This is a genomic window from Pseudoalteromonas sp. SCSIO 43210 (assembly GCF_054133285.1).
Genome location: NZ_CP087225.1, coordinates 3,563,771 through 3,577,891, shown reverse-complemented (window position 1 = coordinate 3,577,891; position 14,121 = coordinate 3,563,771). Strand labels below are relative to the sequence as shown.

The 14,121-nt window shown below is 39.3% G+C and carries 15 protein-coding genes; 12 read left to right on the top strand and 3 right to left on the bottom strand.

The window, feature by feature from the left end:
• Window positions 1–82: 82 nt before the first annotated feature.
• The 3 genes from LOS73_RS15440 to lolB all read right to left on the bottom strand — a co-directional run bounded on the left by LOS73_RS15440 (window position 83) and on the right by lolB (window position 2,566).
• Window positions 83–1,030 carry a ribose-phosphate pyrophosphokinase gene (locus LOS73_RS15440; protein WP_007378121.1) on the bottom strand — a complete coding sequence of 316 codons (948 nt, stop codon included), beginning with the start codon at window positions 1,028–1,030 and terminating at the stop codon, window positions 83–85.
• Window positions 1,031–1,118: 88 nt separating this feature from the next.
• A complete protein-coding gene (ispE, locus tag LOS73_RS15435) occupies window positions 1,119–1,976 on the bottom strand; it encodes a 4-(cytidine 5'-diphospho)-2-C-methyl-D-erythritol kinase (RefSeq protein WP_007378120.1) in 858 nt (285 codons plus the stop codon).
• A gap of 2 nt (window positions 1,977–1,978) precedes the next feature.
• Window positions 1,979–2,566 carry a lipoprotein insertase outer membrane protein LolB gene (lolB, locus tag LOS73_RS15430; RefSeq protein WP_007378119.1) on the bottom strand — a complete coding sequence of 196 codons (588 nt, stop codon included), beginning with the start codon at window positions 2,564–2,566 and terminating at the stop codon, window positions 1,979–1,981.
• A gap of 83 nt (window positions 2,567–2,649) precedes the next feature.
• On the opposite strand from lolB, the gene hemA reads away from it, so the two are divergent.
• From hemA to rlmM, 12 genes are all read left to right on the top strand, one after another.
• Window positions 2,650–3,906, top strand: a complete 1,257-nt coding sequence (gene hemA, locus LOS73_RS15425) for a glutamyl-tRNA reductase (RefSeq protein WP_457933941.1) — start codon at window positions 2,650–2,652, stop codon at window positions 3,904–3,906.
• A gap of 7 nt (window positions 3,907–3,913) precedes the next feature.
• Complete coding sequence (gene prfA / locus LOS73_RS15420; RefSeq protein ID WP_007378117.1) at window positions 3,914–4,999, top strand: peptide chain release factor 1; 1,086 nt, start codon at window positions 3,914–3,916, stop codon at window positions 4,997–4,999.
• Between the two features lie 2 nt (window positions 5,000–5,001).
• Window positions 5,002–5,841: a peptide chain release factor N(5)-glutamine methyltransferase gene (gene prmC / locus LOS73_RS15415; RefSeq protein WP_033029070.1), complete on the top strand. Its 840-nt coding sequence runs from the start codon at window positions 5,002–5,004 to the stop codon at window positions 5,839–5,841.
• A gap of 54 nt (window positions 5,842–5,895) precedes the next feature.
• Window positions 5,896–7,440 (top strand): DUF3369 domain-containing protein, encoded by a 1,545-nt coding sequence (locus LOS73_RS15410; RefSeq protein WP_457933940.1) that lies wholly within the window; start codon window positions 5,896–5,898, stop codon window positions 7,438–7,440.
• 28 nt (window positions 7,441–7,468) lie between these two features.
• The gene (locus LOS73_RS15405; RefSeq protein WP_007378114.1) at window positions 7,469–7,843 is read left to right on the top strand and encodes a SirB2 family protein; all 375 of its coding nucleotides are present in this window, start codon (window positions 7,469–7,471) and stop codon (window positions 7,841–7,843) included.
• 149 nt (window positions 7,844–7,992) lie between these two features.
• Window positions 7,993–8,820 (top strand): tetratricopeptide repeat protein, encoded by an 828-nt coding sequence (locus LOS73_RS15400; protein ID WP_007378113.1) that lies wholly within the window; start codon window positions 7,993–7,995, stop codon window positions 8,818–8,820.
• Window positions 8,821–8,834: 14 nt separating this feature from the next.
• Window positions 8,835–10,088, top strand: a complete 1,254-nt coding sequence (locus LOS73_RS15395) for a DUF819 family protein (RefSeq protein ID WP_007378112.1) — start codon at window positions 8,835–8,837, stop codon at window positions 10,086–10,088.
• A gap of 9 nt (window positions 10,089–10,097) precedes the next feature.
• A complete protein-coding gene (gene kdsA, locus LOS73_RS15390; RefSeq protein WP_342863840.1) occupies window positions 10,098–10,952 on the top strand; it encodes a 3-deoxy-8-phosphooctulonate synthase in 855 nt (284 codons plus the stop codon).
• A gap of 133 nt (window positions 10,953–11,085) precedes the next feature.
• Window positions 11,086–11,982 (top strand): transcriptional regulator GcvA, encoded by an 897-nt coding sequence (locus LOS73_RS15385; RefSeq protein ID WP_008138266.1) that lies wholly within the window; start codon window positions 11,086–11,088, stop codon window positions 11,980–11,982.
• Window position 11,983: 1 nt separating this feature from the next.
• Window positions 11,984–12,631, top strand: coding sequence for an alpha/beta family hydrolase (locus tag LOS73_RS15380; protein WP_457933939.1), 648 nt, complete (start codon window positions 11,984–11,986; stop codon window positions 12,629–12,631).
• A complete protein-coding gene (locus LOS73_RS15375; protein ID WP_033029060.1) occupies window positions 12,631–12,999 on the top strand; it encodes a DUF423 domain-containing protein in 369 nt (122 codons plus the stop codon). Before LOS73_RS15380 ends, LOS73_RS15375 begins: the two co-directional genes overlap by 1 nt.
• 17 nt (window positions 13,000–13,016) lie before the next feature.
• A complete protein-coding gene (gene rlmM / locus LOS73_RS15370; RefSeq protein WP_007378107.1) occupies window positions 13,017–14,102 on the top strand; it encodes a 23S rRNA (cytidine(2498)-2'-O)-methyltransferase RlmM in 1,086 nt (361 codons plus the stop codon).
• The last annotated feature ends 19 nt before the right edge of the window (window positions 14,103–14,121 follow it).

Sequence of the window (14,121 nt, the reverse complement as noted above, 5' to 3'; positions counted from 1 at the left end):
CATACCACCACACGATTTTAAAATATACATCGCTTACAAAAAAAGCGCCTAAAGGCGCTTTTATATTCAGAAATGTTTGATTTTAGTGCTCGAACATCGCTGAAATAGATTCCTCGTTACTAATACGACGAATAGTTTCCGCTAACATATCTGCAAGCGTTAATACCTTAATTTTATCAAGGGCTTTAAGTTCCTCAGATAATGGAATTGAGTCAGTTACAATAACTTCATCAATTACTGAGTCACGTAAATTTTCTGCTGCTTTACCTGAAAGAATCGGGTGGGTAGCATAAGCAAATACACGCTTTGCACCATGTTCTTTAAGTGCTTCAGCTGCTTTACATAAGGTACCACCGGTATCAATCATATCATCGACGATAATACAATCACGGCCTTCAACGTCACCAATAATATGCATTACTTGAGAAACGTTTGCTTGTGGGCGGCGTTTATCAATAATAGCTAAATCAGTATCATTTAGTAATTTTGCAATAGCGCGAGCTCGTACAACACCACCAATATCTGGAGATACAATCACGACATCATCAAAATGACGCTCTTTCATATCTTCAAGTAATACAGGGCTACCGAATACGTTATCCACTGGTACATCAAAGAAGCCTTGGATTTGCTCTGCGTGTAAATCAACCGTAAGAACACGGTCAACACCAACGCTTGATAAGAAATCTGCAACAACTTTAGCAGTAATTGGTACACGGGCAGAACGTACACGACGATCTTGACGGGCATAACCAAAATAAGGAATGACGGCAGTAATACGACCTGCAGATGCACGACGTAGTGCATCAACCATAACGATAAGTTCCATAAGGTTATCGTTTGTAGGGGCACAGGTTGATTGCAATATAAAAACATCCGAGCCACGAACATTTTCATTTATTTGAACACTGATCTCACCGTCGCTAAAACGGCCAACAACAGCATCGCCTAATTCAATATATAAACGTTTTGCAACTTTTTGAGCTAACTCAGGTGTTGCGTTACCAGCGAAGAGCTTCATGTCAGGCACGGTTGGGTTCCTCAGGCACTGAAATTTTGGACTAACGGGCAATGATAAATACCACTGCGAGTTAACTTATTATTACTTGTACGTTACTTCATTGATCGAATATGGCGGCTAACTCCGTATGAGCAGGGGAGATATTAACGCTTGAGGCGATAAATCCCTGCCAAGTATGGGGGAGATTAGCAAGTACATCTTGTGCTTGAACTTGACTCGCAAATTCTACAAAACAACATGAACCTGTTCCGGTCATCTTCGACGGAGCGTATTTTAGCAACCACTGGAGGGTCTTTTCAACCTCGGGACAGAGCTTTTTAACTAAAGGCTCACAATCGTTGGTCAAAGTATGGTGTTTCCAATCGCCTAAAATTTTTGGTGTATCGCGTTTTAAATCCGGATGCGTAAATATTGTAGCTGTACTTACATGTTGATTTGGGTGTACGACGCAGTACCATTTTTGCTCAAGTTCTACCTGGTGTAATTCTTCGCCAATCCCATGTGCTATGGCGCTTTGACCTCGAACAAATACAGGAACATCAGCCCCTAGTTGTAACCCTAAACGTGCTAATTCATCTAAACTACGATCAATTTTCCAGAGTTTATTTAAGGCCAATAACGTGGTCGCAGCATCAGACGAACCACCGCCAACACCGCCACCCATTGGTAAACGTTTTATTAAATTTATTTTTACACCCAGTCGTGTTTTACTCTGAGTTTTTAATAATAAAGCGGCTTTATAGATTAGATTATCGGTTAATGGTATGCCTTTAGTATCACCTGTTATAAAAATGTCGGGTGTATCTATCAGCTCAAAAGTCAGTTCGTCACCAAAATTTAAAAAAGTAAATAACGTTTCTAACTCATGATAGCCATCTTCACGGCGACCATTAATGTGTAAAAATAAGTTGAGTTTTGCCGGAGCAATAAGTGTAAAAGACGTCGTGTTATTCATATTTAATTAAATTGCCAATCGTAGAGTTGAATTTTGATTTTAATTTTTTGGTGTTTTAATGTTATTTTTGTTGGCAGCCAATATCCTGCACTTTGTATATAGCTGGCATACTCTATTTGCCACTTTTTACCTATGTCATCGAACCACAGTACTTGTGTGGCACGACCAAGTTCATCGACTTTTAAACTTTGCGCGTCAATTGTGCCTTTTAACCAATTTTCAGCATTATTAACAGGGAGAGTAAAACCAGTTAAACGCTTAAGAAGTTGTGCGGCATTTGTGTCGTAATACTTATCGTCATCAAATTCTAGTTCTGCGCCTTCGCTTGTTTGTCTGAGTTGCAAAATACGCGTACCAATAAATGAGGTAAGCACTAAATTGTTATTGTTTTTGGTTTGTTGCCAATTTAAATTTGCAGATTGGCGCTCATCTGGGCTTATAAAAGCCAATTTACCTTTTACATGCCAAGTTTTTTGATCTGCTAGGTGAGCTTTCCAATTGTCATAAAGTATTGTTTTAGATGTTATTTGTTGGGCGCAACCGCCTAAAAATAAAAAAAACATGAGTAAAATAAAATATTGTCGAATCAAATGTTGTTCCTTACTTTCCATATTCCGCTGATTTTTGATAAAATTGCCGCCTTTGAAGTAGGGCTCAGCAATATTTGGCACATATGACCATAATAGCACTCGGTATTAATCACAAAACCGCTTCCGTAGAATTACGTGAGAAAGTGGCTTTTTCGCCTGAGCAAATTTCAGAGGCGTTGCAACAATTAAGTGGCCACGCCGACTTTAATGAAGCTGTAATTGTTTCTACCTGTAATCGAACTGAAGTCTATTGTAGCCTTGCTCAGCAAAATTCCCAAACACTGTTGAGTTGGCTTGCCAGTTTCCATGGTTTGGATGAACTTGAACTGATTAAGAATATATATTGCTATGAAAATAACGAGGCAATAAAGCACTTAATGCGTGTTGCTTGCGGGTTAGACTCTTTAGTTTTGGGTGAACCGCAAATTTTAGGGCAAATTAAGCAAGCCTACAATAGCGCCAAAACGCATGATGCTGTAGGTGTTACATTTGATAGGTTGTTTCAAAAAACATTTTCGGTTGCTAAAGAAGTTCGTACAGAAACCAATATTGGTGCAAGCGCTGTTTCAGTGGCGTTTGCCGCCGTTAACTTGGCAAAACATATTTATGGCAAACTCGACAAAACCAAAGTTTTATTAATTGGTGCAGGCGAAACAATTGAACTGGTAGCTAAACACTTATACCAAAATGAGCCGCAAAATATCACCGTTGCCAATAGAACAATTGAACGAGCGCGTAGCTTAGCTGATGAAGTGTCTGCGGATGTTATTGCATTAGCGCAACTGCCTGAACGTTTATATAAAGCGGATATCGTGATTAGTTCTACCGCCAGTACATTACCAATTATTGGTAAAGGGGTTGTTGAGCAAGCGCTTAAACAGCGACGCCATAAACCTATGCTATTTATTGATATTGCGGTTCCACGCGATATAGAAAGCCAGGTAGGAGAACTTGATGCAGCCTATTTATATTCCGTTGATGACTTACAAACCATTGTAAGCGAGAATATGGCGGCACGAGAACAAGCGGCTGAACAAGCACAAATAATTATCACTGAACGCACCAAAGAATTTGCAATGTGGATGCGCTCACTCGATTCGGTAGATTTAATTCGCCATTATCGAAATGATGTACAAACAATAAAGTCGGAATTAGTGGAAAGAGCCGTTAGTCAGCTCTCTAGTGGTAAAGACGCAGAAAAAGTAATTTTAGAGTTGGCCAATAAATTAACCAATCGCTTAATGCACGCGCCTACCCGTGCAATACAAGATGCAGCGAAAAAAGGTGAAGTGGCGCAGCTAAACCAGTTGAAAAAAATGTTAGGTATTGATCAGGAATAACCGTTAAATGAAAGAGTCTGTTTATAATAAATTAGAAACCTTAGTAGAGCGTTACGAAGAAGTACAAGCGCTGCTAAGCGACCCGTCGGTCATTAGTGATCAAAATCGTTTTCGTGGGCTTTCAAAAGAATACTCCGAGCTTGAAGAGATTGTAAAAACGTTTTTAACTTATAAAGAAACGCAAGACAATTTAGCCAGTGCAGAAGAGATGCTTAAAGATTCTGACCCTGAAATGCGTGAAATGGCGCAAGAAGAATATAAAGAAGCTAAAGCACAAATTTTGGTAATTGAGGATCAAATTCAAGTATTAATGTTGCCAAAAGATCCGCGAGATAACAATAATGTGTTTGTTGAAGTACGCGCTGGAACAGGCGGTGATGAAGCGGCTATTTTTGCTGGCGATTTATTCCGTATGTACAGCCGCTATGCAGAAACTAAAAAATGGAAAGTAGAAGTTGTGAGCACCAATGAAGGTGAGCACGGTGGTTACAAAGAAGTGATTGCGAATATCAGTGGCGAAGGCGTCTACGGTCAATTAAAGTTTGAATCAGGTGTACACCGTGTACAACGTGTGCCAGAAACTGAATCACAAGGGCGAGTGCATACCTCTGCGTGTACTGTTGCGGTAATGGCGGAAGTACCAGAGGCCGAAGCGATACAAATTAATACCGCAGATTTAAAAGTTGATACATTTCGTGCATCAGGCGCAGGTGGTCAGCACGTTAACAAAACCGATTCTGCTATTCGACTTACACATATACCTACCGGTGTTGTGGTTGAGTGTCAGGATCAGCGTTCGCAGCATAAAAACCGCGCTAAAGCGATGTCAGTACTTGCAGCACGTTTGCAACAAGCTGAAGATGAAAAGCGCCATGCGGCAGAAGCATCTGAACGTCGTGACTTAGTTGGTAGTGGCGATCGTTCTGAACGTATCCGTACTTATAACTACCCGCAAGGTCGTATTACCGATCACCGCATTAACTTAACACTTTATCGTTTAAACGAAGTGGTAGCGGGTGATTTAAGCTGCGTTATTGACCCATTAATGCAAGAGTATCAAGCTGACTTATTAGCGGCTATGGGCGACGAGTAATCGTGAGCCAAACTCTTGAACAAGCAATTGCTGCAGGCGCTAATTTATTAGCACCTAGCAGCGAAAGTGCTAAATTAGACGCACAAGTTTTACTTCTACATATTCTTCAAAAACCTCGCAGTTACCTTTTTACTTGGCCAGAGCATGAACTTAACGCTAAGCAACAACAGCAATTTAATACATTTTGCCAACGACGTTTAAACGGTGAACCTGTTGCACATATTACAGGGCAACGTGAGTTTTGGAGTTTATCGCTTGAAGTTAACGCAACAACCTTAATACCTCGCCCTGATACTGAAACATTAGTAGAACAAGCACTTGAAGTGGCTGTTCCTGCTACAGCTAAAGTACTTGATTTAGGCACGGGTACTGGTGCAATTGCGTTGGCACTGGGTAGTGAAATGCCTGATTGGCAAATTATTGCAGTAGATAGAGTAAGTGATGCCGTTGCACTTGCTACACGTAACCAGCAGCGATTGGCAATTAATAACGTGCACGTTAAACAAAGCAACTGGTTTAGTGAGTTGCACGGTGAAAAGTTTAATCTAATAGTCACAAACCCACCTTACATCGAAAGCAACGATATACATTTAAATCAGGGCGATGTGCGTTTTGAGCCTTTATCGGCATTAGTGGCTGATGATTGCGGAATGTCTGATATTAAACAAATAATTACACAATCACGTGACTATTTGCTATCTAATGGCTATCTTTTAATAGAACACGGTTTTGAGCAAGGTGAAGCTGTTCGTCATTTCTTTGAAAAAATGGCGTTTGTTAATATTAAAACAGTGAAAGACCTTGGTAATAATGACCGTGTAACGCTCGCACAGTGGCCTTAAATAGTAAAAATTGTCTACTTGTGTATTAAAAAATGCTGCGAGGAAATTTTAGCTATGATGGATGATTTCTTATTTTCAGATGAGCCTCAAGAGCCTGTTAGTAAAATAGAACAGGGCACCTGGAAAGTATTAATCGTTGACGACGAACCTGAGGTTCATGCTGTAACAAAATTGGCATTAAGCGATTTTGATTTTCAAAATAAACGATTGGAGTTTGTAAGTGCATACTCTGGTGCAGAAGCGAAAAAGTTAATAGACGAGCACTCTGATGCCGCCATAGTTTTGCTTGATGTAGTAATGGAAACGGATGATGCGGGTTTGCAAGTCGCTAAATACATTCGTGAAACAGCTAAAAACAATCATATTCGAATTATTTTACGAACGGGTCAACCGGGTCAAGCACCTGAAAGACAAGTTATTGTTGATTATGATATTAATGATTATAAATCGAAAACGGAATTAACGGCGCAAAAACTATTCACTGTTATTATGTCTAGTCTTCGTTCATATCGCGATATTATTTCTATTGAACAATCACGCGAAGGGCTAGAGAAAATAATAAAAGCCTCAAGGGATATATTTTCGGCTCATTCAATAGATAGTTTCACTGAGGGCGTAATGCAGCAACTTACCTCGTTATTAGGTATTGCAGATCAAGCAATGTACGCCACTACATTAGTTGCTCAAAATCCAGAAGAAAACAATAACAAAAAGCTTATTGTTCGTTCAGGTACAGGGGACTTTGAACAAAGTGAAGGAAAAGAGTTAGAGCTGGTTCTTAAAAGTGAACAACTTACGGCGTGTCAACAAGCATTAAGTGGCAAAACAATCGTATATAAAGATAATTACCTATTTGCTTACTGCAGTAGTCAATATAATCATAACTCAATGTTATTTATATCAGGTATCCCAAAATTATTAACGGATACGCAACGTCATTTAATTGAGATTTTTTCGCAAAATGTGCAATTAGCATTTGAAAATGTGCAGTTACAATCAGAAATAGAAGCAACTCAGCAGGAATTAGTTTATAGATTGAGTGAAGCGGTAGAGCAGCGCTCAAGTGAAACAGGTAATCATGTTAAGCGTGTGGCTAATATTTGTCATATATTGGCTGAGGGTTATGGCTTATCTAAGCGAGAAGCCGATTTAGTTCGATTAGCATCGCCTTTGCATGATGTTGGAAAAGTAGGTATACCGGATGCTATTTTAAATAAACCAGGAAAGCTCGACGGCCAAGAGTGGGAAGTGATGAAAACCCACACAGATAAAGGTTATAGCATTTTAAAAGATTCACCGAGGGAAATTGTTAGTGCTGGTGCAATTATAGCAAAAGAACACCATGAAAAATGGGATGGCTCTGGCTATCCGAATGGATTGAAAGGTGAAGAAATAAATGTATTTGGCCGAATAGTCTCTCTTGCTGACGTTTATGATGCACTTCGCCATAAACGCTGTTATAAAGAGCCTTGGTCACTGCAACGAGTGGTTGATGAAATCAATTCACAAAAAGGATCGCATTTTGAGCCTAAACTTGTTGAAGTGCTTAACGATAAGCTTAATGAAATAGAAATAGTATTAACTCGTTTTCCAGATTAATATCAAAAATATAGAAGTACAGGGGCATATGGATTATTTAGCAGTAAAGCACTCACACATGGCAATTGCTATGCTCAGTGTTATTTTATTTTATGTTCGCTCTTTTTCGCGAATTGGTAGTGGCAAAATAGCTAAGAATAAGTTGGTACTTATTGGTAGTCATAGCATAGATACACTACTGTTGGTTTCTGCTCTTACACTTGTTTTTATGGCTAAAATTAACCCTTTTGAGCAGCTATGGTTGTTAGAAAAGATAATTTTAGTTGTTGTGTATATTGCGATAGGGGTTAAAAGTTCAAAGCAAACTAACACCCTAGCTAAAATTATTTACATTGTAATTAATACCGTTGTTGTTTTAGCGATAGGTTATTTAGCGACGTCTAAATCAGCTTTGTTGTTCTAAAGTCAACCTTAATAATTTGAGCTTTACGGTATTGTCTGTAAAGCTCGTTCTTCCACCTCGCTGCAAGTATTCAAAAACATCACTATATTGGTATATAGCTTTAAAGTTAGGTAAACTACGCCTTCGTTTTCTAAAATGTTGCAGTATTGATGACCACCCTCGGGTTTGATGAACACGATGAATCTTATGTTGATGATGCTTTTGATGAATTTACCCCAGCGGCAATTTATCGTTGTATTAAAGCTGAGTCTAAATGGGATCCTCAATTAGATTTAACAGCAAGTTTTGACATTCTCACCGACTTTGAGCAACAAATAAATGTTTTGTGCTTAAAAGTCAGCGACGATCACGATCGCTTAGAAAAATTATTAGATACTTTTTATAGTACCTGGCTATTTAGTGCCTCAAGCTTAAAAGTGCCTGAGCATAAACTAAATAGTTTAAGTTATACCTTAACCATGCGCAGTGGCTCCCCAACTACATTAGCTATTTTACTGTGCCACTTTTTACAACACGCTAAACTCGATGCTAGCATGAGCTTAAACCAAGGCGATATTGGTGTGCATGTCGCTATTAGCGATGAGGAAGGCTACATAATTGAACCAAGTAGCGGTCAACAAAGTTGGTATATTATCCCTGAAAATGCGGATGAAGATGATGGGCAAGAACAGGAACCACTAGAACTTATTTTTGATGATGAAGTATATAAATTGTTCTTAGCTCAACAAAAATGGTCTTTTATAAGCGAAAATAAATTTGGCCATGCTTTAACGTGTGTAGAAATGTTGATGGAATTAATTGGCGACGACCCGTATGAAAGACGCGACAGAGGCTACTTATTAAATCAACTCGATTGTCCTAAAATGGCACGAGATGATTTACAATTTTTTGTCGATGAATGTCCTGACGATCCTGCTATTGAGATTATTCAACATCAGATAGAAGAATTAGAAGATAATAATAAAACTCACCATTAAGAATAGGAAAAATTATGGTTGAAACTCAAAGTGCATTAATAACCAATGATGCCGTTGTACTTGGTTTACTTGCTGTTATTTTGGGGTTTATATTTAAAACCTCAAACAGTGAACGCCCAGCACTAAAAAGATTTTATAAATACGTACCGGCCTTGTTACTTTGTTACTTTTTACCGTCACTACTGAATACATTTGGTATAGTTGATGGCAATAAGTCCAATGTTTATTACGTAGCTTCGCGCTACTTACTGCCAGCTTGTTTAATACTTCTTACCATTAGTATTGATTTAAGAGCCATACTTAATTTAGGCCCTAAAGCACTTATTATGTTTTTAGTAGGTACCTTGGGTATTGTTATTGGTGGACCTTTGGCTATTTTAGTCGTCAGTGCTGTTGACCCTAGTATTGTTGGTGGCCATGGTCCTGATGCGGTATGGCGCGGTATGACAACTGTTGCGGGTAGCTGGATTGGTGGCGGTGCAAACCAAGCTTCAATGAAAGAGATGTTTGAAGTTGGCGGCGATATATTTTCGGTGATGGTTACTGTTGATGTAATAGTCGCTAATATTTGGATGGCTGTTTTATTGTTAATGGCAGCAAATCATAAGAAAATTGATGCGGCAACAGGTGCCGATACTAGCGCAATTGAAGATTTAAAACGCCGAGTAGAAACATATCACGCAGAACATGCTCGCATGCCTACTCTTAACGACTACATGACATTACTTGCTATTGCATTTGGTATTACTGGTTTAGCACATTTTTGTGCTGATTTTCTAGGTCCTTATTTTGGCACTACTTATGAGTGGGCAAAAGAGTACAGCCTAAACAGCAAATTCTTTTGGTTGATTGTCATATCGACTACGATTGGTATTAGTTTATCTTTTACTAAAGTGAGACAAATAGAGGCGTTTGGTGCTTCAAAAGTGGCCTCTAGCTTTTTATATATTTTAGTTGCATCGATTGGTTTGCATATGAATGTAACCGCCATTTTTGATAATCCCGGCTTGTTTTTAGTGGGTGCTATTTGGATGCTTGTACATGCAAGTTTAATGTTGCTAGTTGCTAAACTAATTAAAGCACCGTTATTTTATATGGCAGTGGGCTCGCAGGCTAATGTGGGCGGTGCAGCGTCTGCACCTGTTGTAGCATCAGCGTTTCATCCGTCATTAGCGCCTGTTGGTGTCCTGTTAGCTGTACTGGGCTATGGTGTGGGTACGTATATGGCTTATATTTGTGGATTAATGATGCAAGCAGTTGCACCGTAAGGAATTTAAATGAAAGACCAAATTATTAAAATTAATGAAATTGAACTAGCAAACAACAAACCGTTTGTATTGTTTGGTGGTATTAACGTATTAGAATCTCGCGATTTAGCTATGCGTGTTGCAGAGCATTACGTAGAAGTAACCGCTAAATTAAATATTCCTTATGTATTTAAAGCGTCATTTGATAAAGCTAATCGATCTTCAATCAATTCGTACCGTGGTCCAGGTATGGAAGAAGGTTTAAAAATATTTGAAGAGATTAAAAAAACGTTCAATATTCCGCTTATTACCGATGTACATGAACCACATCAAGCGGCCCCTGTTGCTGAAGTTGTCGATGTTATTCAGTTACCTGCATTTCTAGCACGTCAAACTGATTTAGTGGTTGCTATGGCAAAAACAGGCGCGATCATTAACGTGAAAAAACCACAGTTTTTAGCACCACACGAAATGCGTCACATCATTACTAAATTTAATGAAGCGGGTAATAACAACGTAGCACTTTGTGAACGAGGCTCTAGCTTTGGGTATAATAATCTAGTGGTTGATATGCTTGGCATGGATGACATGAAAGCAATGGCTCCAGTGATTTTTGATGCAACACATGCGCTACAACGTCCAGGCGGTCGTACAGATTCGGCTGATGGTCGTCGTGCACAAGCAGCTGAGCTTGCTCGAAGTGGTATGGCATTGGGTATTGCTGGTTTATTTATAGAAGCGCACCCAAATCCTAACGAAGCGAAATGTGATGGCCCTTGCGCGCTAGCACTTAGCAAGTTAGAAGGTTACCTATCGCAAATGAAAGCGGTAGACGATTTGATTAAAAGCTTTGAACCGCTTGATACAAGTGCAAATAACTTATAATTAAAAGCTTAACAATTAAGTGAAATGTTAGAAAAGCGACTTAGGTCGCTTTTTTTACACCTTAAATATACTCTTTCTCAGCATAGGTATATAATTCACCGCATAAGAAAAACTAATTCTAAGCTTGGTCATCATGTCAAGACGAGTACCTCCATTAAACGCATTAAAAGCTTTTGAAGCCGCTGCGCGCCATTTAAGTTTTACAAAAGCTGCTGAAGAGCTTTATGTAACTCAAGCGGCTGTCAGTCATCAAATAAAAACACTTGAAGAACATTTAGGTTTGAAATTGTTTTTACGTAAAAATCGTTCGTTATTATTAACCGAAGAAGGGCAAGGCTACTTCCTCGATATTAAAGAGATTTTTACGCAACTAATTGATGCAACCGAAAAACTATTAGCGCGTGGTGCTAAGGGCTCATTAACAGTTAGCTTAACACCAAGTTTTGCAATTCAATGGCTTGTACCTCGTTTAAGCTTATTTAATGAGTTACATCCTGAGATCGACGTGCGGATCAAAGCGCAAGACCAAGACGAAAACTCATTAACAGATGATGTTGATGTGGCTATTTATTACGGGCGAGGTCATTGGAGTGGTGTGCAAGCGTATAAATTACATACCGAGTATTTAGTCCCTTTATGTAGCCCGATGTTGTTAAGTGGGATAAAACCGCTTGACCAACCAAGCGATTTAGCACATCACACTTTACTACATGACACTACCCGTAAAAACTGGAAAACATGGATGAAAACGGCTGGTGTGCGCAATATTCAAGTTAACCAAGGTCCTATATTTAGTCATTCGTCGATGGTGCTGCAAGCAGCAGTGCATGGCCAAGGTGTGGCAATTGGTAACAGCGTGCTGGCAAAGCCTGACATTGACGCTGGGCGCTTAGTGATCCCATTTAATCACAGTCTTGAAAGTAAAAACGCCTATTATTTAGTCCTTAGAGAATCACAAACAGAGCTAGGTAAAATAGTATCCTTTAAAGAGTGGATGTTGAGCTTAGTAGAGCAAGAGCAAGAGTATTAATATGATTGAGTGGGTTAAAAGTAGTCAGCAGCCAGCAATAGCGCAATTTATATTTGCCCATGGAGCTGGTGCCGGTAGTGATTCAGACTTTATGCAGCATGTGGCAAAACTAATCAGTGAACAGGGTGTTGATGTCGGCCTATTTGATTTTGAGTATATGCAAATAGCCAAACAAACGAATAAGCGTAGGCCTCCTGAGCGAGCACCTAAATTACTTAGTTATTACGAGCAAATACTTAGCCATACACAGCCAAATGTTCCGCTATTTATTGGCGGGAAATCAATGGGTGGACGAATGGCATCCATGCTTGCTTGTACGACAGAACAACCTGTTTTAGGTGTTCTTGCTTTTGGCTATCCGTTTCATCCACCAGGCAAACCTGAAAAGCTGCGTACCGATCACTTCGCAGATATAGTCTGCCCTTTTTTAGTATTGCAAGGTGAGCGAGATACGTTTGGTACTCGCCAAGAGCTTGCAACAATGGTTATGCCGAAACAGCCACAATATATATGGCTTACAGATGGGGACCACTCACTTAAACCTCGTAAAAAAAGTGGTATGACTGAGCTACAAAATAGAGGAACAGCTGCTTTGGAGGCTGTTGAATTTATTAAAAACTGTGTGGATTTAAATTTAGAGGGTAATTAATGATTAAAGTATTTTTAATGATGGGCAGTATTTTTTGTATGCTTTCGGTCATGTTAGGTGCATTTGCAGCACATGGTTTAAAAAGCCGTTTAACAGAGTATTCGCTTGGGGTTTTTAAAACTGCTGCTGAATATCAAATGGTGCATGGACTTGCGCTTATTGCGGTTGCTATTTTAATTAAGTGGGGCATAAATCTGAGCTGGGCTGGTGGTTTTTTTATAACAGGCACACTACTTTTTAGTGGCAGTTTATATTTACTCGCATTAACTGGTATGAAGTGGCTGGGGCCAATAACACCAATTGGTGGGCTGTGCTTTATTATTGGTTGGGTAGTTATTTTAGTGCAAGTTGCACGATTTAAGTTTTAAAGAGTTTAAGGGTTTATATGTCTAGTGTTGTGATTTACTGTCGTAGTGGGTTTGAAAACGATGCCGCTGCTGAAATAACGTTTCACGCTGCAGAGCAAGGCTTTGCGGGTTATGTAAAAGCAAAGCCAAATACGGGTTACGTTGTTTATGAATGTTTTGAAGCGCATCACAGCGACGAAATAATCAAAAAAGTTGATTTTAAAAATATGGTGTTTGCACGCCAATGGTTTGCCGGTACATTACTTGAAAACATGCCTGTGGAAGATCGCGTTGGCGCGGTAGTTGAAGCTGCAAAAGAGTTTACATTGTGCTCAGAGCTACGTGTAGAAACCCCTGACACAAATGAAGGAAAAGAGCTTTTAACGTTTTGTAAAAAAATATCAACACCACTTAAAAAAGCCCTCGAAAAACAAAATACAGTATTGCGCGAACCCAAAGCAAACCGTCCTGTAATGCATGTCATGTTTTTAACAAACAACACAGCTTATGTAGGTTACTCATATAGTTTTAATAATTCTCCATTTTTTATGGGTATTTTACGTCTTCGCATGCCAAGCGATGCACCGAGTCGATCAACATTAAAGCTTGATGAAGCGTTTAATGTATTTATTCCTGAACAACAGCGCGAATCTCGTGTTGCAGCAGGTATGCGCAGTGTCGATTTAGGCGCTTGCCCTGGGGGCTGGACATATCAGCTTGTTCGCCGTGGTATGTTTGTAAGTGCAATTGACAATGGTCCGATGAATGATGATTTGATGGAAACAGGCCAGGTTAAACATTTTAGAGCTGACGGTTTTAAATATCGCCCTGAAAAAAGAAATGTTACCTGGTTGGTGTGTGATATGGTGGAAAAACCCACTAAAGTGACGACCTTAATGATTGATTGGGCTGTGAGTGCCTACGCTAAAGAGTTTATATTTAACTTAAAGCTTCCAATGAAAAAACGTTTTGACAGTGTCTACGAATGCCTTTCGATGATTAGAAAAGAGCTAGATAAACAAGGTATTAACTACGAGTTGCAAGCTAAGCATTTGTATCATGATCGTGAGGAAATAACCGTTCATTTAAACGTTACTAAGGTGCCACAAAACCTATACAGCTAAGTTTTATTAGTAATAAAAA